The organism is Citrobacter sp. Cpo109 (assembly GCF_030332565.1).
In the GTDB taxonomy this organism is placed as follows: domain Bacteria; phylum Pseudomonadota; class Gammaproteobacteria; order Enterobacterales; family Enterobacteriaceae; genus Citrobacter; species Citrobacter portucalensis.
Map to the genome: position 1 here is coordinate 45,479 of NZ_JAOWHQ010000066.1, position 25,613 is coordinate 71,091.

Consider the following 25,613-nt stretch of genomic DNA (forward strand, 5'->3'; position numbering starts at 1 on the left):
GCTTTTATTTCCGAATAGTCAGACGTATAGTAATGCGGCAATGCCATGTTCTCAGAAACACAAAAATGTTACTGAAGGAACATGGGAACATGATTCGTGGAGAAGCACATGGAAACTAAGCAAAAAGAACGTATTCGACGTCTGATGGAATTGTTGAAGAAGACCGACCGAATCCATCTGAAAGAGGCGGCACGAATGCTGGAAGTTTCCGTGATGACTATTCGTCGGGATCTCAGTCAGGATGACGAGCCGTTACCGCTCACGCTGCTCGGTGGTTACATTGTGATGGTGAACAAACCTGCCGCCATCGTTAACGCGCCACTCCCCGCGCAAAAACAGTATCACCGCGACGATTTACCGGTTGCCATTCTGGCTGCGGGACTGGTAAGTGAAAATGATCTGGTCTTTTTTGATAATGGTGCGGAAATGCCGTTGGTGGTCAGCATGATCCCGGACGATATTTCCTTTACCGGGATTTGCTACTCGCACCGGGTGTTCGTAGCGCTAAATGAAAAGCCCAACGCCACAGCGATTCTTTGCGGGGGGACCTACCGGGCGAAAAGTGACGCCTTTTACGACACCAGCAATCCCTCCCCGCTGGATGCACTCAACCCACGGAAAGTCTTTATCTCCGCCAGCGGAGTCCATGAGCATTTCGGCGTTAGCTGGTTCAATCCGGACGATCTGGCCACAAAACGCAAAGCGATGGAACGCGGATTACGCAAAATTCTGCTGACGCGCCACGCCCTGTTCGATGAGGTCGCCCCCGCCAGCATTGGTCCACTCTCCACCTTTGACGTACTGATAAGCGACCGTCCGTTACCGGCAGATTACGCAACCCACTGCCGGAACAGCTCTGTCAAAGTGATCACCCCGGATTCAGACGGCGACTAACTTACTCAAAGAACACGGTGATTTTGTTAAACATCGACGGATCGGACTGGTTGCGGGCCACTTTCACCACATCTTCCAGCTTGTCGATCTGGCTTATCATCTGCTCAAGACGTTGATCGTCGTTGACCAGTAGCCAGATGCGGCTCTTATCGCTGTCCTGAATCGGTAGACAGAGAATGCCTTCTACGTTGAACGCGCGGCGGGCGAACAGCCCGCAAACGTGAGTCATTACGCCCGGATGGTTGCGTACGGTGAGTTCCAGGATTACGTTGTCATGAGTCTGCTGTTGCATGGCTTATTCCCCCACCATTTCTGTGTTTGCCGCACCCGGCGGCACCATCGGGTACACTTTCTGTTCGGCATCGATGCGCACGTGGATCAGCGCAGGTCCAGGGCGATTAATAATCTCCTGCAACGCTGCCTGTGGGTCCGCTTCGTTATTCAGATCGCAGGTTTCGAGACCAAACCCGGCGGCTATCTGCATAAAGTTAATCATCCCCGGATAGGTCGCGGCAAAAACACCCTGCTTATAGAACAAACTCTGCTGCTGATATACAAGACCCAACGCTTCGTTATTCATCAGGATGATTTTAATATCCAGCTGATTTTCGCTGGCTGTCGCCATTTCCTGAATATTCATCATCAGGCTGCCGTCGCCGGAGAAGCACAGCACTTTTTTGTCTGGATTGGCCAGCGCTGCACCAATTGCCGCTGGCAGGCCAAAGCCCATGGTCCCCAGACCGCCGGAGGTCAGCCACTGACGCGGACGGTTCAGCGGATAAGCCTGTGCCGCCCACATCTGATGCTGGCCTACGTCGGTGGTGATAATGGCGCTGTCGTCTACGCAGGCAGCCACGGCGTTGATCAATCCATAATGGCTGAGCGGGTCGCTTTCCTGCGGAATAGTGCAAGGGAATTCACGTTGTAAATCGGCCACCGTCTGATGCCACGACTCTCGCGGCTGCGCGTCAATTAATGGGATCAATTGCGCCAGCACCTCATCGACATCCGCCTGAATCGCCACGTGCGGTTGTTTGATTTTACCCAGCTCCGCGCGGTCGATATCCACGTGAATGATTTTGGCGTTCGGGCAGAACTGCTCGGTTTTACCAATCGCCCGGTCATCAAAACGTGCGCCCAGAACAATCAATAAATCCGCTTCTTGCAGAATAAAGTTAGTGCTGCGAGCGCCGTGCATGCCCAGCATGCCTAACGACAGCGGATGCGCTTTCGGCAGCATACCGAGCGCCATTAAGGTCATGGTGGTGGGCAGCGTCGCTTTTTCTGCCAGTTCGCGCACGCGCTCAGGTGCGTTAATCACGCCGCCGCCGAGGTACAGCACCGGACGCTGTGCGGCGTTAATCATGGCTGCGGCATCGCGAATGCTGTCCTGGCTGAACGCTGGTGCCTCCATTTTCTGTGCAGGCTCCGGCATCTCTTCAATGTCAAAAACGGCGGTTTGAATATCCTTAGGAATGTCTATCCACACCGGGCCTGGACGTCCAGACTGCGCAATGCGGAACGCATCGCTCATGACCTGCGGTAATTCACTGATATGGCGGACCAGATAGTTGTGCTTAGTGATGGGGATAGAGATGCCGTAGGTGTCGACTTCCTGGAAGGCGTCGGTGCCGATCATTGAAGCCGGAACCTGCCCGGTGATACACACCAGCGGGATGGAATCCAGACGCGCATCGGCAATGGCGGTCACCAGATTGGTTGCACCCGGTCCGCTGCAGGCCATACAGACGGCGGGTTTGCCATCAGTTCTCGCCATTCCCTGCGCGATAAACCCTGCTCCTTGCTCGTGGCGCGCCAGGATATGACGGATTTGCGTGCTTTGACTTAAGGCGTCATAGACGGGAAGAATCGATCCGCCGGGAATACCGGTAACAACCTGAATACCCTGGCGTTCCAGGAAATGAACGATGAATTCTGCGCCCGTAAAACGCGTACGCTTGGATGTTATGCCCGAACTTGCCATGCTCCAGTCCTTTTATTCTGGGCCTTTGCTCCGGGCAGGTCTCTGAAACGAAAAACCCCGCCCGGTTTGCGCCGGCGGGGTTTTGGAATCGTGTGTTGATTCGGACCCTACGGCGCATTGCCGACGACCACCACCACACGCACGACGACCGCTGCGCGAGATGGCGCAGTTTTTAGTAGGGTCGCAGTCAGCATGGAAGGGTTCATTAGGGACCTGTCTGTTTGTTGATTAACTGGATTTATACAAACACAGGTTTTTCAGCGTGACAATGGAAAAATTTTCATCTGCATAAAAATGCGTCAATGATCACATTTCGTTGTGCATTGCTGAAAAACAAAAAACCCCGCCGGAGCGAGGTTTTTTTCAGTGCTGTGCGGTTGGTAGCCGCCGAACACACTGTGTTATGTCAACGAAAAAAGTATACGCGTTCTGCGAAGAACACGCAATTTCGGCACGAATTTTGATGGTTTTGAGTATGGAACATGAATAGCGTAACATCCATAAAATACTGTTAATTTATACAGTATTTATCTATAATGTCTCGGTACGCAAGGTGTTATGCGGGGGCCGCATCGTAAACTGGCGCATCAAAGTCCTGGCTGAAACGGGTGGTGCCGTCAGCGCCTTAACCCCCGTGTGAGCACACTGTGTTATGTCAACAAAGGTGCTGGCAACAGGCAGCGGCGAGGTACGTCAGCACCGTGCTCCTTGTACCAAAAGGAGAGCGTATGAGCCTCGTGGATATCGCTATTCTTATCCTCAAACTCATTGTTGCAGCACTGCAACTACTTGATGCCGTTCTGAAATACGTTAAGTAATTCAGATTCAAGTCGCACCTAAGGGGGGCGGGTAACACTCCGCTCCCCTTTCACCTTCTCCCTGGTGCTTGTGTCGCGCCAATATGTTACGTTTTTATGACATTCTCAGGGAAGAATTCCACCATGACGCTTTCTGTTTTCTGCATTTTGCTGTTCGCCGCGCTGTTGCATGCCAGCTGGAATGCCATTGTTAAAGCTGGAAACGATAAACTGTACTCAGCGATCGGTGTCAGCGGTTCTGCTGCAATTATGGCATTGATTTGCTTACCCTTTGCGCCGCAACCTTCCGCCGCCAGCCTGCCGTTTTTAGCCGTCTCAACTGTGTTGCAAATTGTATATACCGTCCTGGTCGCCAAAACCTATCAGGTTTCGGATATGAGCCAGACCTATCCGTTAATGCGCGGCACAGCGCCGCTGCTGGTCGCAATTATCAGCGTCCTGTTTCTTGGCGATAGCCTCTCTGTTCTAGCCTGGGTGGGGATTGCCACGATCTGTCTGGCGATCCTCGGCATGGCGTTTAACGGACGCAGCAGCTCGCAACGCGGGATCGTGCTGGCGCTCATTAACGCCTGCTTTATCGCCGGATATACGCTGGTTGATGGCACCGGCGTACGTTTATCAGAAACCGCGCTGGGTTATACGCTGTGGACCTTCTTTCTGAACGGCTCCTGCCTGCTGGGCTGGGCGATGATTGCCCGACGCCGGGAAGCGTCACGCTATCTGGTACAGCAGTGGAAGAAAGGTATTCTTGGCGGAATTGGCACAATGGGTTCTTACGGTCTGGCGCTGTGGGCCATGACTCAGGCTCCGTTGGCGGTAGTCGCTGCGCTGCGTGAAACTTCCATCCTGTTTGGCGCGCTGCTCGCGTGGCTGCTACTGAAAGAGAAGGTTGCCGGAATACGTCTTGTTGCGGCTGGAGGCATTGCCATAGGCGCAGTTTTGCTACGCTTATCATGACCTCTGTAAACCCGATGCAATCCGGCAACATTTGTTGCCGCTTTTTGTTTACATTTCCTGCCGTTCATCGTTTAAACATTCCAGCCCACTATCTGGCCTTCTTTTTCTGTTGTGGTAGATTCCACGCGCATTTACGGGAAAGTGCAGCACCTTATTCTTATTTTTTCACTTTTTTAAAAGTAATCAGCGAAATGAAAAGGCATAGAAGCGTCAATTTGTTGTTGATGTTGGTATTACTGGTGGCGGTAGGTCAGATGGCGCAAACCATTTATATCCCCGCGATTGCTGATATGGCGCGTGAACTGAACGTTCGCGAAGGGGCGGTGCAAAGCGTGATGGCCGCCTATCTGTTGACCTACGGTCTGTCACAACTGATTTACGGCCCACTTTCCGATCGCGTTGGCCGCCGCCCGGTGATCCTCGCCGGGATGTCCATTTTTATGCTGGCTACGCTGGTCGCCATAACCACCCACAGCCTGACGGTATTGATTATCGCCAGCGCAATACAGGGGATGGGAACGGGCGTCGGCGGTGTGATGGCGCGAACGTTACCGCGCGACCTGTACGAAGGCACGCAGTTACGCCACGCTAATAGCCTGTTAAACATGGGGATTCTTGTCAGCCCACTGCTGGCACCATTGATTGGCGGTATGCTGGATACCCTGTGGAACTGGCGTGCCTGTTACATCTTCCTGCTGGTGCTGTGCGCAGGCGTCACGTTTAGCATGGCGCGCTGGATGCCGGAAACGCGCCCCGCAGGTGCTCCGCGTCCACGGCTTATCGCCAGCTACAAAACGCTGTTTGGCAACAGCTCTTTCACCTGTTACGTGCTGATGCTGATCGGCGGCCTGGCGGGCGTTGCGGTCTTCGAAGCCTGTTCCGGTGTGTTGTTAGGCGCGCGTCTCGGCTTAAGCAGCATGGTGGTCAGTATCCTGTTTATTCTACCCATTCCGGCGGCGTTTTTTGGTGCCTGGTTCGCCGGTCGCCCGAATAAGCGTTTCTCGACGCTAATGTGGCAGTCGGTTATCTGCTGTCTGGTCGCCGGTTTGATGATGTGGATCCCTGGTCTGTTCGACGTGATGAACGTCTGGACGCTGCTGGTTCCCGCCGCACTGTTTTTCTTCGGCGCCGGGATGCTGTTTCCGCTGGCAACCAGCGGAGCAATGGAGCCTTTTCCGTTCCTGGCCGGTACTGCTGGTGCGCTGGTTGGTGGATTACAAAACATTGGTTCCGGCGTGCTGGCGTGGTTCTCCGCCATGCTGCCGCAGACCGGGCAAGCCAGTCTGGGCCTGCTGATGACCCTTATGGGGATGTTGATTTTTGTTTGCTGGCTTCCGCTGGCGTCACGCGTGTCGCATCAGGGACAGGCGGTTTAAGCGTATGATGGCCCGGCTTCTCGCCGGGCTTTTCACACTCAGGGGCAATCATGGTATTCAACAACGGCTCCAGCGCCGGACGCCATGCCCCTTCCTCACCATCATAGAACTGCGTATCCGCATTGATAGCATAGGGAATTTTCGCTTTCTTCAGCTCGCAAGCCATAAAGCGGGCAAACGCCATTTGCGAGGCAGAAGGCGCGTTCCTGATGGTTTCTCCCGGCGACCAGCCTCCTACCCAACTAACATGACCGGTTTTCTGCTGCCAGTGAATGGCGGTATTGATACGGGCGCGAATGGCGGCCTTTTCTGCCGCTGTCCCTGAGGTCCACGGGTATTTACCGTTATTTTTCAGCGGCCCCCACGGGAAGATATGCCATTGAGCCAACACGGTATTCTGACTTTGCGGCGGCAACTTTAGGTTGGGCAAATCTTCCGGAGCGGCATGCAGTTTCGGCGCGATAAATATCATTCGCTGTGGATCGATGGCATGGATGGTACGGATGGTTTTGTCATACACCCTATTGAGCGACGCCTGATTATGGTTGAGCTTACCAGAGGGTTCATATATCAGGTCGAAACCCAGCAACGGCGAACTTTGACCAAAGTAATGCGCCACCGCCACCCACCAGTTAACCACCTCTTTTTCGTTACTGGCACTGGGGTCTTTTTTATACTCGTCAGCCTGATAGGCGATTATCGGGATCACGCCATACTGCTCGCAGGCTTCCACCAGCTTGCGCAGATGAATGAGCCGCGCCTCCGTAGGCTCACCCGCCACGCGAATGCGCACGTGGGTCAACCCTTTCGCCTTATAATCCCTCACCACCAGCGGATCGAATTCACGGATGCCCCGATCGGTACGCGCCCAATCTACGTCCATCCCAACCCCAAGCTGCTGCACATACTGCGCCGCCGTCAACGCAGGTTGCGCGGCACACACGGTGGCGCTGGCCAACAGTAAAAGGGAAACAATCGGCTTTAACACGGTCGTCCTTACGCAAATCATCAGGAGTGATATCACGTATTTAGCACGCTTTTTCACTTTCCGTGTAGAGCGAAAGCGTAAAAAATATTCGCGACCCGCTTATTTAACCTGCTCCTGTAGCCAGCCAATAAACGCCTCGATTTTCGGCCACTGCCTGCCGGGCAGCGTAGTGATGTAGTAATGTTGATGGCATTTCAGCGCCATATCGCCAAAAGGCGCAATCAATTCTCCGCTGTCGAGGCGTTTTTGCACCAGCCGTTTTCGGCCCATCGCCACGCCGATATGGTTCATTGCCGCAATCACTGCTAAATCAGAACGATCAAAACCAATCCCCGACGATGTCGGCAAATTCGCCGCAAAATGCTGCGCCCAACTGTGCCACTCATCGGTCCCGGAATCGTTACTCCACGCCTGTCTGTCGTGCAGCAACGTACAGTGCGGCAAATTCACCAGCGAACCGGTAAGGTCATGGCGGCGGGCGTAGTCCGGGCTGCACACCGGCAGGATCTCTTCATCCATCAGGAAGTGATGCGTGAGTTGCGCGGAGGGTGCATCGTCAAAATAGATGGCGAGATCGATACCCGCACGCTGTAGATTGACGTTGTCGTTCCCGGTCAACATGGTTAGCGAAATTGACGGATAGCGACGGGTAAAGTCGCCGAGCGCCGGAACCAGCCAGCACTGGGCGATAGAAGGCCGTGAGTAGACGGTGAGCGTCCCCGAGAGCTCCTGATTCTTAATATCAAGAATCTCCTGGTTGAGCGTGTCCAGTGACGATTTCAGCGCCCAAAATACCCGCTTACCCTCATGAGTGAGTTCCACTTTGCGATGAGAACGAACAAATAATTGGATGCCAAGCTCATCTTCAAGCTGATTTATGCGATGGCTGACGGCGCTGGGACTCAATGACAGCTCGTCTGCTGCCAGCGCAAACGACTGATGCCGGGCCGCCACTTCAAAAGTATACAGCTTTGACAGCTGCCAGCCGTTGAGCAGCCGGTTTCTGACTTCGCGTAGGGGATCCATTCTCACCTCCTTTCCTTCTGATTCATGCGCTGGAGTGTAAAAAAGTTCGCTGCAAAAATCAGCTCAAAGGTGAATCAAAGTGAACCATATCGCATAAGCAAAGCGCAATTAGACATAAATCACTCATTTGATGCAATCTGGCTCATGTGAAGGGGGATTTATATCGTTTGTCAGACCATGCCTTATTTTTGTCCAATAACCCTATATTAATCACAGGGCAAGGTGAGTTATGCACTCTCAAATCTGGGTTGTGAGCACGCTGCTGATAAGCATCGTGTTAATCGTTTTGACCATCGTGAAGTTCAAATTCCACCCGTTTCTGGCGCTGCTGCTAGCCAGCTTCTTCGTGGGTACAATGATGGGCATGGGGCCGCTGGATATGGTCAATGCCATTGAGAGTGGCATCGGCGGTACGCTGGGCTTCCTCGCCGCGGTTATCGGCCTTGGGACCATTCTGGGCAAAATGATGGAAGTGTCCGGCGCGGCTGAACGCATTGGCCTGACGCTCCAGCGCTGCCGTTGGCTATCCGCCGACGTCATAATGGTACTGGTTGGGTTGATTTGCGGGATCACGCTGTTTGTGGAAGTCGGCGTGGTGCTGTTGATTCCGCTGGCTTTTTCGATTGCCAAAAAGACCAATACCTCACTGCTGAAGCTGGCGATCCCGCTGTGTACGGCGCTGATGGCGGTGCACTGCGTCGTCCCGCCGCATCCGGCTGCCCTGTTCGTGGCGAACAAGCTGGGCGCGGACATTGGCACGGTGATTGTCTACGGCTTACTGGTCGGCTTGATGGCCTCGCTGATCGGTGGTCCTCTGTACCTGAAATTCCTGGGTAACCGTCTGCCGTTTAAACCGGTTCCGGCTGAGTTTTCTGACCTTAAAGTGCGTGACGAAAGTACGCTACCGTCGCTGGGTGCTACGCTGTTTACCGTTCTGCTGCCGATTGGCCTGATGCTGGTAAAAACCGTCGCTGAGCTGAACATGGCGAAAGGCAGCACGGTGTATACGCTGCTGGAGTTTATTGGTAACCCGATCACCGCGATGTTTATTGCCGTTTTCGTGGCCTATTACATCCTCGGCCTGCGTCAGCACATCGGTATGGGTACGTTGCTGACTCACACTGAAAACGGTTTTGGCTCCATTGCTAACATTTTGCTGATTATCGGTGCAGGCGGCGCGTTCAACGCTATCCTCAAGAGCAGCGGGCTGGCGGATACTCTTGCACTGATCCTCTCGAACATGCATATGCACCCGATTCTGCTGGCGTGGCTGGTGGCGTTAATCCTGCATGCCGCAGTGGGCTCCGCCACGGTGGCGATGATGGGGGCGACGGCTATCGTGGCACCGATGCTGCCGCTCTATCCTAACGTTAGCCCGGAGATCATCGCCATTGCCATCGGTTCCGGCGCTATTGGCTGCACGATCGTGACCGATTCCCTCTTCTGGCTGGTGAAGCAGTACTGCGGCGCCACCCTGAATGAGACGTTCAAATACTATACGACCGCGACATTTATCGCGTCCGTGATTGCACTGGTTTGCACATTCCTGCTTTCCTTTATTATTTAAGCGCAAAGAGACTGACTATGGAAAATATTCAAACACTTATCGCCCAGTATCCTTTAGTGGAAGACCTGGTCGCTCTCAAGGAGACGACCTGGTTTAACCCTGGCACCACCTCTCTTGCGGAAGGTTTACCGTACGTTGGCCTGACTGAACACGATGTTCAGGATGCCCACGCCCGTCTGACGCGCTTTGCTCCGTACCTGGCAAAGGCATTCCCGGAAACCGCGGCCACCGGCGGTATTATTGAATCTGAGCTGGCCGCGATTCCGGCCATGCAAAAGCGGCTGGAGAAAGAGTATGGGCAGCGCATCAATGGCGAAATTCTGCTGAAGAAAGACAGTCACCTGCCAATTTCTGGTTCGATTAAAGCCCGTGGTGGCATTTATGAAGTACTGACCCATGCGGAAAAACTGGCGCTGGAAGCCGGTCTGCTGACCACACAAGACGATTACAGCGTTCTCCTTTCGCCCGAGTTCAAACAGTTCTTCAGCCAGTACAGCATCGCGGTAGGCTCCACCGGTAACCTCGGCATGTCGATTGGCATTATGAGCGCCCGTATCGGCTTTAAGGTGACGGTGCATATGTCTGCCGACGCTCGCGCATGGAAAAAAGCCAAACTGCGCAGCCACGGTGTGACGGTCGTGGAGTATGAAGAAGATTACGGCGTGGCGGTTGAACAGGGCCGTAAGGCGGCGGAGTCCGATCCAAACTGCTTCTTTATCGATGATGAAAACTCGCGCACGCTGTTTTTAGGCTATGCGGTGGCCGGACAGCGCTTAAAGGCGCAGTTTGCCCAGCAGGGGCGCGTGGTGGATGCAGACCATCCACTGTTTGTTTACCTGCCATGCGGCGTCGGCGGTGGCCCTGGCGGCGTGGCGTTTGGCCTGAAGCTGGCGTTTGGCGATAACGTGCACTGCTTCTTCGCCGAACCAACCCATTCACCGTGCATGCTACTGGGGATTTATACCGGGTTGCACGATACGATTTCCGTGCAGGACATTGGCATTGACAACCTGACGGCGGCGGATGGGCTGGCTGTCGGCCGTGCGTCTGGCTTTGTTGGCCGGGCAATGGAACGTTTGCTCGACGGTCTGTACACCCTGGACGATCAGACTATGTACGATATGCTGGGCTGGCTGGCGCAGGAAGAAGGTATTCGCCTCGAACCGTCAGCGCTGGCAGGGATGGCCGGTCCGCAACACGTTTGCGCCTCTGCTGACTATCAGCACATGCACGGCTTCAGCGCGGATCAGCTCAATAACGCTACCCATCTGGTGTGGGCGACCGGCGGCGGAATGGTCCCGGAAGATGAAATGGCGCAATATCTGGCCAAAGGACGTTAAATACCGCTGAGCTTAACGCAGCATCGCCATCAGCTCCATCGGTGAGCGATGCTGCTTAAGCAGGTCACGCATCACGCGCATATGCGGTGCGGTATGGCTGAAGAAAGCCTGATAGCCTGCACACAGCACGCCCTTTCCATTTTCCTCGCAGTACGCAGGACAATCACCGTGGTAATACTGAAACAATGAGCATGTCTGGCAACGCGTATTCATTGATGACATGGTCTGTCGTTCAATCTGTGCCGTCAGACCACACCACTGGCGAAGCGTTTTATCGAAAAGCTGGATAGATATCTGATTAATATCTTCACGTACCCAGATATCAAATATCGTAATTAAAAATCGGCCCCACGCCTCAGACGTAACCGATTCGTCTGTCAGATGACCTGAACCATCGTGCTTAACCAGCGGAATAAATTGTACCAGGCGAACATTTCCTTGTTGCAAACCACGGTACACTTCAACCGGTTGTAAACACTTCTGAAGGTCAATCACCACGTTTAAAACATCATCACTAACATCCATGTTCTCACATCCTGTCATGCAAAATTCCCTATAAATACGATAAGTTGGCGAACATGCGTTACAGCAAACAGCATTGCGAGGGATAACACCGCGAGGGAGATCATAAATTTGTCACGCACCGCGCGAGATTCAGAAAAATCGCTATGACTCACATCCATCAGATTACGGCTGCGGGTGTAGCGCCAGAGGATAATCGCCACTATCACCAGCACAACTACCGATATCCAGAACAGCACTCCCGCCTGGTGCCAGTTGTGCTTAATCGCCAGCGCCATTAACGCGCCATAGCCCAACAACGTGCGAAACCAGGCAAGTGAAGTCCGCTCCGGTTGTAACCCCGGGTCAGCGATGCGTCGCGATTTTCGGCTATCCGGCATACAGCACCAGCGTCATGACAATCACCGCCACAATAGTCAGCATGACACTGATAATCAGCAGGCTGTGGGTGTAGGGCAAGTCCTCTTTCAGTCGCATCGCCTTTTCATTACGTAGCCAGCGCAGGTAGCCGTAGATCGCCAGACCGCCGGCAAACAGACACAGCAACAAGGCAAGCGCCTCACGGATGACCGGCGTGGCAAAATCCGGGGCCAGTTGATCAAGGCCAACCCCCGCCGCCAGAAATCCGAGCGCGGTGCGGATCCACGCCAGAAAAGTACGCTCATTTGCCAGTGAGAAGCGATAATCCGGTGCTTCTCCAAGGCGAGAAATCTTCATGACAGCTCCTTAAATATTGTTGTCTGGTCGTTATACCGGAACAGTTAAGGAGTATGAACCTGATTCTCAAACGAGAGGGCGAGTCGGGTGATGAGACAATGGGAAAGAGAGAGGGTGTTTGTAATGCCGGATGGTGAGTTGCGTTTTATCCGGCCTACAGGAGATGCAGGCCGGATAAGTCAGTTTTAACCTAATCCCCAGAAGATCACCGCCAGCAGCTGTGGCGTGATAATCCTCAGGAACATAACCAGCGGATAAACGGTGGCGTAGGAGAGCGCTGCCGCCCCGCTGGTAGCATGCAGGTTATTAGCAAACGCCAGAGCCGGGGGATCGGTCATTGAGCCAGCCAGCATGCCGCACAGCGTCAGATAGTTCATTTTGACAAATAGACGAGCTAACAAACCCACGGTAATCAGCGGAATCGCAGTAATGAAAATACCGTACCCCACCCAGCTCAGGCCATCGCCCTGTGTCAGAGTATCGACAAAATCACCGCCTGACTTCAGACCAACTACCGCGAGAAACAGCACGATACCCAACTCTCGCAGCGCCAGGTTAGCACTGGGAGGCATAAACCAGTACAGCTTACCAATGCTGCCAATACGCCCCAGGATCAAGGCCATAATCAGCGGCCCACCGGCCAGACCCAGTTTTAACGCCACCGGAAACCCTGGGATGAACAGCGGGATTGAACCCAGTAGAACACCCAGCCCGATACCGATAAATACCGGCAGCATCTGCACTTGCTGCAGTTTTTGCTGCGCGTTACCCACAACATTGGCAACGGCATCAATAGACGAAGGGCGCCCCACCAGATTGAGGATATCCCCGAATTGCAGGCTGGCGTCGCTGCTGGCTACCAGCTCAACACCCGCACGGTTCAGGCGGGAAATCACCACGTCGTAACGTTCTTTAAAGTGCAGGTCACGGATACGTTTACCCAGCACCTGCTCGTTAGTCACCACCACGCGTTCGACGCGTAAATCGGTACCTCGCGTAGACAGCGATGTATCCACCTCCTGCCCAATCACCACCTGCGCGTTATGCAGGTCAGCAGGCTGCCCGACCAGGTGGAGCAGGTCGCCCAACTGGATAACTGTCCCTGGCGACGGCACCATCAATGTCTCGTCACGTTTCAGACGCGAGCAGATAATTTTGTCGCTGTTCAGAATCGGGACATCCTGAATCGCCATATTGTTGATGTTTGGGTTTTCCACGCGGATGTTCATCGTCTGAATCAGTGCGTGCCCGTTGGTCAGCGTGGATTCATGCTGCTGGGCTTCAGCATCGACGTTAACGCGGAAAATAAGGCGCATCAGCCACATGGTCAGTAAAATTCCGCAAATGCCGAAAGGATAAGCCATGGCATAGCTCATCCCCATCTGGTCAACCACATCGCCAGGCGTACCCAAATCGCGCAGAATTTGCTGCCCCGCGCCCAACGCCGGGGTGTTGGTGACCGCACCAGAGAATATTCCCAGCACCACAGGGAGAGGAATGGCAAAAATCTTATGCAGGATCGCGGTGACCAGGCCACCCATAATAACAATCAGTACGGCAAACAGATTCAGCCGCAGCCCGGAAACGCGCAGTGACGCAAAAAAGCCCGGCCCCACCTGAATACCGATGGTGTAGACGAAAAGAATCAGGCCAAATTCCTGAATAAAATGCAGCATGTCGCCGCTCAGGGTCATCCCTGCCTGATCGACAAAATGCCCGACAATAATGCCGCCGAACAGCACACCTCCAATGCCAAAACCCACACCACGTATTTTTATGTTGCCGATCCATAACCCGACAACTGCCACCAATGCCAGAACGCTGACCGTCAATGCTATATCACTCATATCCTGTTCCCTGTGAATAACATCATTAAGTAAATGGATTCTCGCAGAGTACAGTCGCAATGTATGGGTGGTAAAGCACAAAAAAGCCCCGTCATTTCTGGCGGGGCAAAGGCATGGAGCTATTTAACTGTCTAATGCGGGACGTTCGCTGATGGCGATACGTTGTGGAGCAATGGTTTCAGGTTCATTCCGGGTCAAATCAATATGCAGCAAGCCGTTAGTGAAGCTTGCGCCGGAGACCTCCATATTTTCAGCCAGCGTAAAGCTCAGGCTGAACGGCTGAGTGACCAGTCCCTGATGCAACCATTTGGTCTCTTTTTCCGGCTGCTGCGGCGTACCTTTCACTGTCAGGCGCGTGCCTTCCAGTTGAATATCCAGATCTTCCTGGCGGAAACCGGCTAACGCAAGGGTAATGCGGTAGTGGTTATCATCGCTCTTTTCGATGTTATAAGGCGGGAAGCTCTGGCTTTCACCGGTGTTTTGCAAGGCATTGGCCAGTTTGTCAAAACCGATCCATTGACGCAGCAGCGGGGATAAATCGTAGTTACGCATAATAATCTCCTTCTAAGAAGCGAGTAGGTACCTTTCGGCTCCCTGACGGCAAGCCGATGACTTAGCAAGGCCGCCTGAAGCGGCCTACAGAATTAGTTGATTTCGATGCGGCGCGGTTTGTTCGCTTCAGGAATCACGCGCTCAAGATCGATATACAGCAGACCATTTACCAGGTTTGCGCCGCGAACATGAATGTTCTCCGCTAACTGGAACTTGCGTTCAAAGTTGCGCTCGGCAATACCCTGATACAGGTAAGTACGTTCTTTTTGATCGTCCGCATGGGCGCCTTTTACCACCAGCAGATTGTCCTGGGCAGTAATTTCCAGTTCGCTTTCAGCAAAACCGGCAACGGCAATTGCAATGCGGTAATGGTTTTCGTCTACCAGCTCAACGTTGTACGGAGGGTAGCCGCCATTGCTCTGGCCCTGATTGTTTTCCAGCAGGTTAAACAGACGGTCAAAACCAATAGCAGAACGGTACAGCGGGGATAAATCAAAGTTACGCATAATCAATAGCTCCTGAAATCAGCGAGAATATTGACCTTCCATCATGGACAGGTCAGGTAGCCAGGACACCCATCAGGCATGCCCTTCATTTGCCTACACTCTAAAAATGGGTCTTAATACAAACTTTTCAAGCGTATTCATCTGACTTTTTTTGCAGTTTGTTGTCTATTGCATACACTGGGGGGAGCAGTTGTTCTCGTTAAATCGCGATGGCCGCCACAGTGCGACGAAATGGTGATGTTATTTTCGCAACGGATCGCTTTAACTCACCATGCAAACACGATAAATACAGATGAATAAATGATGATTAAAAAAATGTTGGTAACACTGACGATGTGTAGTGGGATGGTGTTTGTAAGCGGCTGTTCCAGCATCATGTCACATACAGGTGGCAAAGAAGGGACGTATCCTGGCACGCGAGCCAGTGCCACAATGATTAGCGAAAGTGATACGAACTGGGGAACCAAGTCGCTGGCGATTCTGGATATGCCTTTTACCGCGGTGCTCGATACGGTATTGCTACCTTGGGATCTCTTTCGCAAAGATAACTCGGTGAGATCCCGCGTAGAAAAGAGCGAGGAGAGAACCCAGGCCACGAACGCCGTTATTCCCCCGGCAGAAATGTCTGCTCCATAAATTAACGCCCGGTTTCAGTCACCCACAGCTGGCGGAAACCCTCGACGTCTTCCATCCACGCAACCTGTCGACCATCAGGGGAGAAGACGATCGCATCGGCCGACGGCGGGTTATCATGACGTTCCGTTAAAAAATCAATTTCGCCCGTTTGAACATCACAACAGGCAATTCTGTTCTCCAGTACAAATCCCAGCCATTTCCCCGATGGGTGCCAGTTAAAGGCTGACTGAATATTCGTAGCGCACTGGGTAAGCTGACGCAGCGATCCGCCCTGTGGGGAAATCAGCCATAGCTGCACAATACCGTTGTCATCACGCATTAAAAACGCAATCTCAGATGCCTTTGGATTACTGCGTACCCAGTGGCGAGGCTGATTCACCAGCCCCGGAAAGGCGCGCTCATGGGTAAACGTCAGACGGCGTTGGCGAATACCGGATGGCGGCGCAGGAATGGTCATGTCAGTCCCCTCCAGAGGCGCGTCCCCCGGCTGTTTCCAGCCGCTTTCATCCTGTGGCAAATCAACAATAAACAGCTCCGGTACTTTCTCGCCAGTGGCTGATAGCGTATCACCGATAAACGCCAGCCTGTTTTCTCCAACCCAGCCCTCTTCATAGGCGCGGTTAATCTCATCGCTACCCGGTTTTGGCGTTGGTGTCGTCTGGCTCACCAGCACACACCAGTAGCTACCGCTGTATTCACGGGGATGCTGCGCGGAGACATTCACCGGACCATACGGTGCAGCCACGCCGACGTTGCGTAAATCGAGCGCCGGAGAGCGCTCATGCAGAACATGGTCGTTATAGGTGAAACTGACAAACTCACCGTTCGGGCTAAAGACATGCACATGACTCCCGCCGCGCAGCGCACCTGGCGTATAGGGCGCAGTAATATCCATTGCATCCAGATTCTCCACCCCAGCCTGCGTAACAATCACCCCACGGCGATGATGGAAGTCGTAATACCATGTTTCATCAGGATTTTCAGGCCCGTGAATGAATACATATTTTTCCGAATTTGGATGAACGGTCACCACGCCAACGTGCGATCCCTGAGTAGCCCGGTAAATCACCTCCAGCTCGCCAGTATGGATATTGACGCGCTCAATTGTTTCACCGGTAAAGGAAGCGCCGGAAGGGCGCACATCAAAGACCAGCCACTGGCTGTCCGGTGTCCAGGTGTTGATATTGGTAAGCTGATGATTACGCGGCGTAAAGGTGATTTGCTTCATGGGATGCCCTGATACAAGACGATTAAAACAATCATACTTCACAAGCACTTCACTTTCAGGCTTTAGCGTATCGCCATCTTCATTTTTGCGGACAGAAAGATGGAACATTTTGACGTAGCGATTATCGGTTTAGGTCCGGCAGGCGCAGCGCTGGCGCGACAGTTAAGCGGAAAAATGCGCGTGATTGCGTTGGATAAAAAACGCCAGTGCGGTAACGAAGGTTTCACTAAACCCTGCGGCGGTCTGCTGGCCCCGGACGCCCAGCGTTCGTTTATCCGCGACGGGATAACCTTACCTGTTGATGTTATCGCCAACCCGCAGATTTTTAGCGTTAAAACGGTTGATGTTGCCGCTTCTTTGACGCGTAACTACCAGCGCAGCTACATTAATATCAACCGCCATGCTTTTGATTTATGGCTTAAATCTCTCATCACTGATGATGTGCAGGTGTATCACGACAGCCTGTGCCGGAAAATCTGGCGCGAGGGCGATAAATGGCACGTTATCTTCCGCGCCGACGGTTGGGAGCAGCAGATCACCGCGCGTTATCTGGTGGGGGCAGACGGTGCGAATTCACTGGTACGCCGTCATCTTTATCCCCAGCACCAAATCCGTAAATATGTCGCGATTCAACAATGGGTTGCGGAAAAACATCCCGTTCCGTTCTATTCCTGTATTTTTGATAACGATACAACTGACTGTTATTCATGGAGTATCAGCAAAGATGGCTATTTTATCTTTGGTGGTGCCTACCCCATGAAGGACGGACAGGCACGCTTTGACGCACTGAAAGAGAAGCTGGAAGCGTTCCATTTCCAGTTCGGCAAACCAGTAAAAAGTGAAAAATGTACGGTGCTATTCCCCTCACGCTGGAAAGACTTCGTCTGCGGCGAGGACAACGCATTTTTGATTGGTGAAGCGGCCGGTTTTATCAGCGCCAGCTCGCTGGAAGGGATTAGCTATGCGCTGGACAGCGCGGAGATCCTCAAATCGGTACTACTGCGGGATACGCCAGATATGAATCACGCTTACCGTAAAGCCACCCGCAAGTTACGACTCAAACTGTATGGCAAAATCCTGAAAAGCCGGGCCCTGACGTCGGCATTTTCCCGTAAATGGATTATGCGCAGCGGCGTTGCGCATATTCCCCAGGGAGACCATTCAGCACCACAAATCATGGCTGAAACGGGGCAAATACGACGAAGCATTTGCCCATAACATCTTAATTCAGTGCAAACTTCTCTATGGCGTACGCGACGCCATCTTCAAGATTGGATTTGGTCACGAAGTTGGCGATTTCTTTGACTGATGGAATAGCGTTGTCCATGGCAACGCCCACACCTGCATATTCAATCATCGCGATGTCGTTTTCCTGATCGCCAATCGCCATCACCTCTTCGGCTTTAATGCCTAACGCATCGGCCAGCGATTTTACGCCCGTCCCTTTATTGACGCGTTTATCGAGGATTTCGAGGAAATACGGCGCACTTTTCAGCACGGTGTACTTCTCTTTTACTTCCGCAGGTAGACGAGAGATAGCTTTATCGAGGATCTCCGGCTCGTCAATCATCATCACTTTCAGGAACTGGGTTGCGGGATCCATTTTCTCGGCTTCACAGAACACTAGCGGGATGGTCGCGACAAACGATTCGTGCACCGTGTAGTAGCTGATATCACGGTTCGCGGTATACAGCGTATTGCGATCGAGGGCGTGGAAATGCGAGCCGACTTCCCGGGAGAGCTGCTCCAGGTAACGATAATCATCATAGCTCAGCGCGGTTTGCGCCACGGTACTGCCATCCCCTGCTTTCTGCACCAGCGCACCGTTGTAGGTAATGCAGTAGTCACCGGGTTGTTCCATATGTAGTTCTTTCAGATAGCTGTGAACGCCGGCATACGGGCGTCCCGTGGTCAGTACCACATTCACGCCACGCGCGCGCGCCGCGGCAATCGCCGTTTTGACCGCAGGTGAAATGGTGTGATCGGGCAGCAGAAGTGTGCCATCCATGTCGATAGCAATAAGTTTGATAGCCATGAGTTCCCCGGATTAAATGAGTCCGTCCTCATGCTAACGCGATTCCGCTCAAAAAACAGCTACGAAAAGGGGGATAGAAAGGGGAATCGAGATTCCCCTTTTGTAGATTGGTTGTCGTTTGTAGGCCTGATAAGCAACGCGCCATCAGGCACAATACAACGTCTTGCCGGATAGCGGCGTAAACCGCCTTATCCGGCCTACAGATTGGCTTAAATATCGATGTTCGCCGCTTTCAGGGCGTTTTCTTCGATAAATGCGCGACGCGGTTCAACGGCATCGCCCATCAGCGTGGTGAACAGCTGGTCGGCAGCAATCGCATCCTTCACGGTAACGCGCAGCATACGACGGCTTTCCGGATCCATGGTGGTTTCCCACAGCTGTTCCGGGTTCATCTCGCCCAGACCTTTATATCGCTGGATAGCGAGGCCACGACGAGACTCTTTCTGCAGCCATTCCAGCGCCTGCTCAAAGCTGGCAACCGGCTGGCGACGCTCGCCACGTTCGATAAACGCATCGTCTTCGATCAGCCCACGCAGCTTCTCGCCAAGCGTACAAATACGATGGTACTCGCCACCGGTCACAAATTCATGCTCCAATGGATAGTCAGTATCGACACCGTGGGTACGCACCCGGATCACCGGTTCGAACAGGTTCAGTTCAGCGTCTTTACGCACGAAGCTATTCCAGGTGCTGCCGTGCATTTCGTTTTCATTAAGCACGTTAACCAACTGGGAAACCCAGGCCGTAACTTTCGCTTCATCAGCCAGATCGGCTTCTGGCAGCGTCGGTTGATAAACCAGCTCTTTCAGCAGCGCTTTCGGGAAACGACGTTCCATACGGCCAATCATTTTCTGCGTCGCGTTGTATTCAGAAACCAGTTTCTCTAACGACTCACCGGAAAGGGCTGGTGCGCTAGCGTTGGTGTGCAGCGTTGCGCCATCCAGAGCGATAGAGATCTGATACTGATCCATCGCTTCGTCATCTTTAATGTACTGTTCCTGCTTGCCTTTTTTCACTTTGTACAGCGGTGGCTGTGCAATGTAAACGTGGCCGCGTTCAACGATTTCCGGCATCTGACGATAGAAGAAGGTCAACAGTAGCGTACGAATGTGCGAGCCGTCGACGTCGGCATCGGTCATGATGATGATGCTGTGATAACGCAGTTTGTCCGGGTTGTACTCGTCACGACCGATGCCACAGCCGAGCGCGGTGATCAGCGTCGCGACTTCCTGAGAGGAGAGCATCTTGTCAAAGCGCGCTTTCTCGACGTTGAGGATTTTACCCTTCAGCGGCAGAATCGCCTGGTTTTTACGGTTACGGCCCTGCTTCGCAGAACCGCCCGCGGAGTCCCCTTCCACAAGGTACAGTTCGGACAGCGCCGGGTCACGTTCCTGACAGTCCGCCAGCTTGCCCGGCAGACCGGCTAAGTCCAGCGCGCCTTTACGACGGGTCATTTCACGCGCACGACGTGCAGCTTCACGAGCACGCGCAGCATCAATAATTTTGCCGACAACGATTTTCGCGTCAGACGGGTTTTCCAGCAGATATTCGCTCAGCAGTTCGTTCATCTGCTGTTCTACCGCCGATTTCACCTCAGAGGAGACCAGCTTGTCTTTGGTCTGTGAGGAGAACTTCGGATCCGGTACTTTCACGGAAACAACGGCAATCAGGCCTTCACGGGCATCGTCACCGGTAGCGCTGACTTTCGCTTTTTTACTGTAGCCTTCTTTGTCCATGTAGGCGTTCAGGGTACGGGTCATCGCCGCACGGAAGCCTGCAAGGTGAGTACCGCCGTCACGCTGTGGAATGTTGTTGGTGAAGCAGTAGATGTTTTCCTGGAAACCATCGTTCCACTGCAGCGCAACTTCAACGCCGATACCGTCTTTTTCGGTGGAGAAATAGAAGATATTCGGGTGGATCGGCGTTTTGTTTTTGTTGAGGTATTCAACAAACGCCTTGATGCCACCTTCGTAGTGGAAATGGTCTTCTTTGCCGTCACGCTTGTCGCGCAGACGAATAGAGACGCCGGAGTTCAGGAATGACAGCTCACGCAGACGTTTCGCCAGAATGTCGTATTCAAATTCAACAACATTGGTAAAGGTTTCGTGGCTTGGCCAGAAACGGACCTGAGTTCCCGTCAGTTCTGTTTCGCCAGTTACTGCCAGCGGCGCCTGCGGCACACCGTGCACGTAAGTTTGCTGATGCACTTTGCCTTCACGACGAATCACCAGTTCCAGCTTCTGTGACAGGGCGTTAACGACGGAAACACCCACGCCGTGCAGACCGCCGGAAACTTTATAGGAGTTATCATCGAATTTACCGCCTGCGTGCAAAACGGTCATGATAACTTCCGCTGCCGAAACGCCCTCTTCCGGGTGAATACCGGTTGGGATACCACGGCCATCATCGGTAACGGACACGGAGTTGTCAGCGTGAATCGTTACCACGATATCTTTACAGTGACCCGCGAGCGCTTCGTCGATAGCGTTATCTACCACCTCGAATACCATGTGGTGCAGACCGGTGCCGTCATCCGTGTCGCCGATATACATACCCGGGCGCTTACGCACCGCATCCAGTCCTTTCAGGACTTTGATACTGGAGGAGTCATAAGAATTCGACATCAACGTTTCTCGCTCATTTTATCTTGGGTTAATCCGTTATTTTACCCTTTTCCACGGTAAACATCTTCGAATTTTCATCGGACATGTCTATAACGTGTTCAGCGCTTATTGCGCTGACAAAGACCTGAGATTGCGTGGCTTTTAAGCGGCTGGCCAGCAGTCCGCGACGCGCGTCATCCAGTTCAGAGGCAAAATCATCTATCAGGTACAGGCAGCGCCGCCCGCTTTCACGGGTCAGGAACTCCCCTTGCGCCAGACGTAAGGCGCACATCAGCAGCTTTAGCTGCCCACGCGACAACGTATCTTCCACCGGCGCACCGTCGGCGCGAATGCGGAAATCCGCCTTATGCGGGCCGTGCGCAGTGTAGGTCAACATGCGATCGCGTTCAAAACTGCGTTCCAGCACTTCGGCATAATCAGTCTCTTTCTCCCAGCCGCGCTGGAATGAGAAGGAGAGCGAAAACTCGGGAAGAAACTGCTGGCAGGTATCCGCCATATCCTGCGCGATACCGGCGCTGTACTCCGCGCGCCAGGTGCTGATTTGTTCCGCCAGTGGGATCAGTTCTTTATCCCACGGGCGCAGTTGCTCATAACGACTCACCTGGCGCAGCGCTGCATTGCGCTGCTTGAGCAGTCGCTTCAGGTTGCTCCAGGCGGTGAAAAATCCGACTTCATTGTGAAAACATCCCCAGTCAAGGAATGCTCTTCTGTATTTGGGGCCGCCATTGAGTAAAGTAAACCCCTCAGGCGTGATCAGCTGCATCGGCATCAGGTGCGCCAGTTCTGCGACCTTGTGCCCGTCAGTGCCGTCAATGCGCACTTTGCTGTCGCCCAGTTTGTCTTTCGTCAGGCCAATCGACGTCTCACGTTCTTCACCCTGCAAGCGCCCGTGTAAAACAAACGACTCCTGCTCGTGGCGAATCACGCGGCCAATCTGCAAACTGCGAAACGCCCGACCGTGGCCGAGCGTATAGATAGCTTCCAGTACGCTGGTTTTGCCGCTGCCATTCGCGCCAACCAGGAAGTTAAAGCCGGGGGATAAAGCGAGATCCGCGCTTTCAATATTGCGGAAATCTTTGATTAGCAGTCGGGATAGCGACATATCAACTCATAACCTGGGCGTTATCGTCGCAGTTAGTCTGGTTACGGCCAGCGCACAGCAACCGGAGCGTACTGAAGTACGTGAGGATTGCGAGCACTGCCCGGAGCCAGAATAACAAGTAAGATAGCCCGATATTCTTTACAAGCGCATAGGCATGACGACATAGGCTGCGGATTGGCTGGCCGCATCTTCAATCTGTACGCTCGATACGGAATCGGTCAGCAGAATACGCACGTTCTCGCACTTCAGCGCGTTCAGAACGTCCAGTACGTAGCTCACGTTAAAGCCGATTTCCAGTTCTGTACCAGGATAGGAGACATCCAGAATTTCTTCTGCTTCTTCCTGTTCCGGGTTGTTGGCGGTGATTTTGAGCTGGTTTTCGCTGACATACAGACGCACGCCGCGGAATTTCTCGTTCGAGAGGATCGCCGCACGCGCAAACGCCTGTTTGAGGATATCGCAACCGGCTTCCAGATGTTTGTCCGGGTTCTTCGGCAATACGCGGCGATAATCCGGGAAACGGCCATCAACCAGCTTGGAGGTGAAGATGAAATCACCAACGTGCGCACGAATGTTGTTGCTGCCAATCTGCACGCGCAGCGGGTTATCGCCGCCGTCGAGCATACGCATCAGTTCAATCACGCCTTTACGCGGTACGATCACCGAATGGCTTGGCAACGGTTGACCAACAGGCATTGAACAGACCGCCAGGCGGTGGCCGTCGGTCGCCACGGTACGCAGCTCTTCCCCTTCGGTTTCAAACAGCATGCCGTTTAAGTAGTAACGTACGTCCTGATGCGCCATCGAAAACTGCGTGGCTTCAATCAGGCGCTTCATCGTCGCCTGCGGCAGGGTGAATTCGACTTCGCTCTGCCAGTCGTCCAGATTCGGGAAGTCGGCGGCAGGCAGCGTAGACAGCGAGAAACGGCTGCGGCCAGAACGCACCAGCATACGGTCGCCTTCCAGTTGAACGGCAATTTCCGCGCCTTCCGGCAATCCACGGCAAATATCGAAGAATTTACGCGCCGGAACGGTGGTAGCACCAGGTTCATGAGGCTGGATCAGCGCCACGCGCGCCACCATCTCCATTTCGAGATCGGTACCGGTCAGCGAAAGCGTGCCGTCAGCAACCTGCAGCAGCAGGTTTCCGAGAATAGGCAGTGTAGGACGTCCACCCAGCGGGCCGCTGACCTGCTGAAGCGGTTTTAATAAATGTTCACGTTCAACGGTAAATTTCATAGCGTCACGAAGATAATGTTCTGATTAAATTGGAGAAATCTTCTTTAATATCATGGCTTTCTTCACGCAACTGCTCAATCTTCCGGCAGGCATGAAGCACGGTAGTATGGTCACGCCCACCAAACGCGTCGCCGATTTCCGGCAAACTGTGGTTAGTGAGCTCTTTTGCCAGCGCCATCGCCATCTGGCGCGGGCGAGCTACCGAGCGAGATCGACGCTTAGAAAGCAGATCCGCAATTTTGATTTTGTAATACTCCGCCACCGTCTTCTGAATATTGTCGATGGTGACCAGCTTTTCCTGCAAAGCCAGCAGATCGCGCAGCGCTTCGCGCACGAAATCTATAGTAATCGCCCGGCCGGTAAAATTGGCGTTGGCGATCACGCGGTTCAGTGCGCCTTCCAGCTCACGTACGTTAGAGCGTAGACGCTTGGCAATAAAGAACGCTACTTCACCTGGCAGACGAATGTCGTTTTCGTCGGCTTTTTTCATCAGGATCGCAACACGCGTTTCCAGTTCAGGCGGTTCGATCGCGACAGTCAGTCCCCAGCCAAAGCGGGATTTCAGACGATCTTCAACGCCGTTGATCTCCTTCGGATAGCGATCCGAGGTCAGGATGATCTGCTGATTGCCTTCCAGCAGGGCGTTAAAGGTGTGGAAAAACTCTTCCTGCGATCGCTCTTTATTCGCGAAGAATTGGATATCGTCAATCAGCAGCGCGTCAACGGAACGGTAGTAGCGTTTAAACTCTTCGATCGCGTTGTTTTGCAGGGCTTTGACCATATCCTGCACAAATCGCTCGGAGTGCATATACACCACTTTGGCGTTTGGCTTACGCGCCATAATGCCGTTACCGACAGCGTGCAGCAGGTGGGTTTTACCCAGACCCGTACCGCCATAAAGGAATAACGGATTGTAGGCGCCGCCAGGATTGTCCGCCACCTGACGTGCCGCCGCGCGCGCCAATTGGTTAGATTTACCTTCAACGAAGTTATCAAACGTGTGTTTGACGTTGACGTTAGAACGATAGGTAGGTTCTGCCGGAGCCGGGACGTTATCCCAGCCTGGACGCGCCGCCGGAGCAGCACGTTGCGGTTGCACTTGCTGAGCCACGTGGGCGGGCGCAACAACGTTGTTGACCGGCGTTTTCAGCGTTTGCGTGACGGGTTTAGTGCCGACTTCAAAGCGCAGCTGTGGGGCATCCGCGCCACAGAAATTATTGAGTAATCCATTAATATTATTAAGGTATTTATCCCTTACCCAATCGAGCACGAAACGGTTTGGCGCATACAAAGCCAGCGTGTTATCGCTCAGTTCCGCCTGCAACGGGCGTATCCACATACTGAACTCTGTGGCTGGTAACTCATCCTGCAATCGGGCAAGACACTGCTGCCAAAGCGAAAGTGACACGGCGGACTCCACTCGAACAAAAGTCGATAAATGACAAAGGCTGAAACATTCATGATTGTTGACGCACATCGACAAGACCCTATGCAAAGGGTGACGTGCGAATTGCTATCTGCAATTTTTACCCGATCAGGATCCATTGAAACGATCAGGACCGCGGATCATAGCGTAAACTGAGAAAGAGATCTTCTGTTTCTCACAGATTCTTCCCGATTTATCCACAGGATGATCCAGAATCGGCTAAGTGTAA

General features: G+C 53.3%; 25 protein-coding genes and 1 other annotated feature. Of the genes, 8 read left to right on the top strand and 17 right to left on the bottom strand.

All coding sequences use genetic code 11. The features are described 5' to 3' along the window. The first annotated feature begins 108 nt into the window (after window positions 1-108). Window positions 109-894, top strand: a complete 786-nt coding sequence (locus OGY71_RS16360) for a DeoR family transcriptional regulator (RefSeq protein ID WP_286613473.1) — start codon at window positions 109-111, stop codon at window positions 892-894. Between the two features lies 1 nt (window position 895). On the opposite strand, the gene ilvN is transcribed toward OGY71_RS16360, so the two are convergent. The 3 genes from ilvN to ivbL form a co-directional block, all read right to left on the bottom strand. Continuing rightward, window positions 896-1,186 carry an acetolactate synthase small subunit gene (gene ilvN / locus OGY71_RS16365; protein WP_003023914.1) on the bottom strand — a complete coding sequence of 97 codons (291 nt, stop codon included), beginning with the start codon at window positions 1,184-1,186 and terminating at the stop codon, window positions 896-898. Between the two features lie 3 nt (window positions 1,187-1,189). Then, window positions 1,190-2,878, bottom strand: a complete 1,689-nt coding sequence (gene ilvB, locus OGY71_RS16370) for an acetolactate synthase large subunit (protein ID WP_240389501.1) — start codon at window positions 2,876-2,878, stop codon at window positions 1,190-1,192. A 107-nt stretch (window positions 2,879-2,985) separates the two neighbouring features. After that, on the bottom strand, window positions 2,986-3,084 hold the full coding sequence (gene ivbL / locus OGY71_RS16375; RefSeq protein WP_003827118.1) for an ilvB operon leader peptide IvbL: 99 nt from the start codon (window positions 3,082-3,084) through the stop codon (window positions 2,986-2,988). Between the two features lie 522 nt (window positions 3,085-3,606). Here ivbL and tisB point away from each other — a divergent pair. From tisB to emrD, 3 genes are all read left to right on the top strand, one after another. Then, window positions 3,607-3,696, top strand: coding sequence for a type I toxin-antitoxin system toxin TisB (gene tisB / locus OGY71_RS16380; protein WP_003023909.1), 90 nt, complete (start codon window positions 3,607-3,609; stop codon window positions 3,694-3,696). A 123-nt stretch (window positions 3,697-3,819) separates the two neighbouring features. Beyond that, on the top strand, window positions 3,820-4,653 hold the full coding sequence (locus OGY71_RS16385; RefSeq protein WP_003827115.1) for an EamA family transporter: 834 nt from the start codon (window positions 3,820-3,822) through the stop codon (window positions 4,651-4,653). Window positions 4,654-4,844: 191 nt separating this feature from the next. Next, window positions 4,845-6,029 (top strand): multidrug efflux MFS transporter EmrD, encoded by a 1,185-nt coding sequence (emrD, locus tag OGY71_RS16390; protein WP_218667087.1) that lies wholly within the window; start codon window positions 4,845-4,847, stop codon window positions 6,027-6,029. Here emrD and OGY71_RS16395 read toward each other — a convergent pair. Together OGY71_RS16395 and dsdC are read right to left on the bottom strand one after the other, a co-directional pair. Beyond that, the gene (locus OGY71_RS16395; protein WP_286613474.1) at window positions 5,956-7,038 is read right to left on the bottom strand and encodes a cellulase family glycosylhydrolase; all 1,083 of its coding nucleotides are present in this window, start codon (window positions 7,036-7,038) and stop codon (window positions 5,956-5,958) included. The genes emrD and OGY71_RS16395 overlap by 74 nt on opposite strands. 78 nt (window positions 7,039-7,116) lie before the next feature. Then, the gene (gene dsdC / locus OGY71_RS16400; RefSeq protein ID WP_003827110.1) at window positions 7,117-8,043 is read right to left on the bottom strand and encodes a DNA-binding transcriptional regulator DsdC; all 927 of its coding nucleotides are present in this window, start codon (window positions 8,041-8,043) and stop codon (window positions 7,117-7,119) included. 229 nt (window positions 8,044-8,272) lie between these two features. On the opposite strand from dsdC, the gene dsdX reads away from it, so the two are divergent. Further along, entirely contained in the window at window positions 8,273-9,610 is a 1,338-nt protein-coding gene (dsdX, locus tag OGY71_RS16405) for a D-serine transporter DsdX (protein WP_126956560.1), read from the top strand. A 17-nt stretch (window positions 9,611-9,627) separates the two neighbouring features. Further along, window positions 9,628-10,950 (top strand): D-serine ammonia-lyase, encoded by a 1,323-nt coding sequence (dsdA, locus tag OGY71_RS16410; RefSeq protein WP_003827105.1) that lies wholly within the window; start codon window positions 9,628-9,630, stop codon window positions 10,948-10,950. A 12-nt stretch (window positions 10,951-10,962) separates the two neighbouring features. Here the strand turns inward: dsdA and OGY71_RS16415 are convergent, their stop codons facing one another. From OGY71_RS16415 to ibpA, 6 genes are all read right to left on the bottom strand, one after another. Beyond that, window positions 10,963-11,475: a radical SAM protein gene (locus OGY71_RS16415; RefSeq protein WP_286613475.1), complete on the bottom strand. Its 513-nt coding sequence runs from the start codon at window positions 11,473-11,475 to the stop codon at window positions 10,963-10,965. Window positions 11,476-11,489: 14 nt separating this feature from the next. After that, entirely contained in the window at window positions 11,490-11,852 is a 363-nt protein-coding gene (locus tag OGY71_RS16420; RefSeq protein ID WP_003827101.1) for a DUF202 domain-containing protein, read from the bottom strand. Continuing rightward, a complete protein-coding gene (locus tag OGY71_RS16425; RefSeq protein WP_003023888.1) occupies window positions 11,842-12,189 on the bottom strand; it encodes a YidH family protein in 348 nt (115 codons plus the stop codon). The genes OGY71_RS16420 and OGY71_RS16425 overlap by 11 nt, the downstream gene beginning before the upstream one ends. A gap of 185 nt (window positions 12,190-12,374) precedes the next feature. Then, window positions 12,375-14,036, bottom strand: a complete 1,662-nt coding sequence (locus OGY71_RS16430; RefSeq protein ID WP_003827099.1) for a putative transporter — start codon at window positions 14,034-14,036, stop codon at window positions 12,375-12,377. A gap of 123 nt (window positions 14,037-14,159) precedes the next feature. Then, the gene (ibpB, locus tag OGY71_RS16435) at window positions 14,160-14,588 is read right to left on the bottom strand and encodes a small heat shock chaperone IbpB (protein WP_003827096.1); all 429 of its coding nucleotides are present in this window, start codon (window positions 14,586-14,588) and stop codon (window positions 14,160-14,162) included. Window positions 14,589-14,680: 92 nt separating this feature from the next. After that, on the bottom strand, window positions 14,681-15,094 hold the full coding sequence (gene ibpA / locus OGY71_RS16440; protein WP_003023882.1) for a small heat shock chaperone IbpA: 414 nt from the start codon (window positions 15,092-15,094) through the stop codon (window positions 14,681-14,683). Continuing rightward, window positions 15,088-15,159: a sequence feature (ROSE (Repression Of Heat Shock gene Expression) occurs in the 5'-region of heat shock genes and acts as an RNA thermometer to modulate expression.), on the bottom strand. Its footprint overlaps the gene before it by 7 nt. Before the next feature lie 238 nt (window positions 15,160-15,397). On the opposite strand from ibpA, the gene OGY71_RS16445 reads away from it, so the two are divergent. Continuing rightward, entirely contained in the window at window positions 15,398-15,730 is a 333-nt protein-coding gene (locus OGY71_RS16445; RefSeq protein ID WP_164084788.1) for a YceK/YidQ family lipoprotein, read from the top strand. A gap of 1 nt (window position 15,731) precedes the next feature. On the opposite strand, the gene OGY71_RS16450 is transcribed toward OGY71_RS16445, so the two are convergent. Then, window positions 15,732-16,958, bottom strand: coding sequence for a YidR family protein (locus tag OGY71_RS16450; RefSeq protein WP_286613476.1), 1,227 nt, complete (start codon window positions 16,956-16,958; stop codon window positions 15,732-15,734). A gap of 99 nt (window positions 16,959-17,057) precedes the next feature. Between OGY71_RS16450 and cbrA the strand changes: the two genes are divergently transcribed. Further along, window positions 17,058-18,176 (top strand): colicin M resistance lipid reductase CbrA, encoded by a 1,119-nt coding sequence (gene cbrA / locus OGY71_RS16455; RefSeq protein WP_286613477.1) that lies wholly within the window; start codon window positions 17,058-17,060, stop codon window positions 18,174-18,176. A 4-nt stretch (window positions 18,177-18,180) separates the two neighbouring features. On the opposite strand, the gene yidA is transcribed toward cbrA, so the two are convergent. The 5 genes from yidA to dnaA form a co-directional block, all read right to left on the bottom strand. After that, window positions 18,181-18,993: a sugar-phosphatase gene (gene yidA, locus OGY71_RS16460; protein WP_003827086.1), complete on the bottom strand. Its 813-nt coding sequence runs from the start codon at window positions 18,991-18,993 to the stop codon at window positions 18,181-18,183. Window positions 18,994-19,202: 209 nt separating this feature from the next. Next, window positions 19,203-21,617, bottom strand: coding sequence for a DNA topoisomerase (ATP-hydrolyzing) subunit B (gene gyrB / locus OGY71_RS16465; protein WP_008786542.1), 2,415 nt, complete (start codon window positions 21,615-21,617; stop codon window positions 19,203-19,205). 28 nt (window positions 21,618-21,645) lie between these two features. Next, window positions 21,646-22,719: a DNA replication/repair protein RecF gene (recF, locus tag OGY71_RS16470; protein ID WP_063941195.1), complete on the bottom strand. Its 1,074-nt coding sequence runs from the start codon at window positions 22,717-22,719 to the stop codon at window positions 21,646-21,648. A gap of 138 nt (window positions 22,720-22,857) precedes the next feature. Then, entirely contained in the window at window positions 22,858-23,958 is a 1,101-nt protein-coding gene (dnaN, locus tag OGY71_RS16475) for a DNA polymerase III subunit beta (protein WP_003023863.1), read from the bottom strand. Window positions 23,959-23,962: 4 nt separating this feature from the next. After that, window positions 23,963-25,366 carry a chromosomal replication initiator protein DnaA gene (gene dnaA / locus OGY71_RS16480; protein ID WP_003827078.1) on the bottom strand — a complete coding sequence of 468 codons (1,404 nt, stop codon included), beginning with the start codon at window positions 25,364-25,366 and terminating at the stop codon, window positions 23,963-23,965. Window positions 25,367-25,613 lie beyond the last annotated feature (247 nt).

Excerpts from the sequence above, each read along its gene's own strand:
- OGY71_RS16360 (WP_286613473.1), top strand. The coding sequence starts at position 109 with ATGGAAACTAAGCAAAAAGAACGTATTCGACGTCTGATGGAATTGTTG.
- ilvN (WP_003023914.1), bottom strand. The coding sequence starts at position 1,186 with ATGCAACAGCAGACTCATGACAACGTAATCCTGGAACTCACCGTACGC.
- ilvB (WP_240389501.1), bottom strand. The coding sequence starts at position 2,878 with ATGGCAAGTTCGGGCATAACATCCAAGCGTACGCGTTTTACGGGCGCA.
- ivbL (WP_003827118.1), bottom strand. The coding sequence starts at position 3,084 with ATGAACCCTTCCATGCTGACTGCGACCCTACTAAAAACTGCGCCATCT.
- tisB (WP_003023909.1), top strand. The coding sequence starts at position 3,607 with ATGAGCCTCGTGGATATCGCTATTCTTATCCTCAAACTCATTGTTGCA.
- OGY71_RS16385 (WP_003827115.1), top strand. The coding sequence starts at position 3,820 with ATGACGCTTTCTGTTTTCTGCATTTTGCTGTTCGCCGCGCTGTTGCAT.
- emrD (WP_218667087.1), top strand. The coding sequence starts at position 4,845 with ATGAAAAGGCATAGAAGCGTCAATTTGTTGTTGATGTTGGTATTACTG.
- OGY71_RS16395 (WP_286613474.1), bottom strand. The coding sequence starts at position 7,038 with ATGATTTGCGTAAGGACGACCGTGTTAAAGCCGATTGTTTCCCTTTTA.
- dsdC (WP_003827110.1), bottom strand. The coding sequence starts at position 8,043 with ATGGATCCCCTACGCGAAGTCAGAAACCGGCTGCTCAACGGCTGGCAG.
- dsdX (WP_126956560.1), top strand. The coding sequence starts at position 8,273 with ATGCACTCTCAAATCTGGGTTGTGAGCACGCTGCTGATAAGCATCGTG.
- dsdA (WP_003827105.1), top strand. The coding sequence starts at position 9,628 with ATGGAAAATATTCAAACACTTATCGCCCAGTATCCTTTAGTGGAAGAC.
- OGY71_RS16415 (WP_286613475.1), bottom strand. The coding sequence starts at position 11,475 with ATGGATGTTAGTGATGATGTTTTAAACGTGGTGATTGACCTTCAGAAG.
- OGY71_RS16420 (WP_003827101.1), bottom strand. The coding sequence starts at position 11,852 with ATGCCGGATAGCCGAAAATCGCGACGCATCGCTGACCCGGGGTTACAA.
- OGY71_RS16425 (WP_003023888.1), bottom strand. The coding sequence starts at position 12,189 with ATGAAGATTTCTCGCCTTGGAGAAGCACCGGATTATCGCTTCTCACTG.
- OGY71_RS16430 (WP_003827099.1), bottom strand. The coding sequence starts at position 14,036 with ATGAGTGATATAGCATTGACGGTCAGCGTTCTGGCATTGGTGGCAGTT.
- ibpB (WP_003827096.1), bottom strand. The coding sequence starts at position 14,588 with ATGCGTAACTACGATTTATCCCCGCTGCTGCGTCAATGGATCGGTTTT.
- ibpA (WP_003023882.1), bottom strand. The coding sequence starts at position 15,094 with ATGCGTAACTTTGATTTATCCCCGCTGTACCGTTCTGCTATTGGTTTT.
- OGY71_RS16445 (WP_164084788.1), top strand. The coding sequence starts at position 15,398 with ATGATTAAAAAAATGTTGGTAACACTGACGATGTGTAGTGGGATGGTG.
- OGY71_RS16450 (WP_286613476.1), bottom strand. The coding sequence starts at position 16,958 with ATGAAGCAAATCACCTTTACGCCGCGTAATCATCAGCTTACCAATATC.
- cbrA (WP_286613477.1), top strand. The coding sequence starts at position 17,058 with ATGGAACATTTTGACGTAGCGATTATCGGTTTAGGTCCGGCAGGCGCA.
- yidA (WP_003827086.1), bottom strand. The coding sequence starts at position 18,993 with ATGGCTATCAAACTTATTGCTATCGACATGGATGGCACACTTCTGCTG.
- gyrB (WP_008786542.1), bottom strand. The coding sequence starts at position 21,617 with ATGTCGAATTCTTATGACTCCTCCAGTATCAAAGTCCTGAAAGGACTG.
- recF (WP_063941195.1), bottom strand. The coding sequence starts at position 22,719 with ATGTCGCTATCCCGACTGCTAATCAAAGATTTCCGCAATATTGAAAGC.
- dnaN (WP_003023863.1), bottom strand. The coding sequence starts at position 23,958 with ATGAAATTTACCGTTGAACGTGAACATTTATTAAAACCGCTTCAGCAG.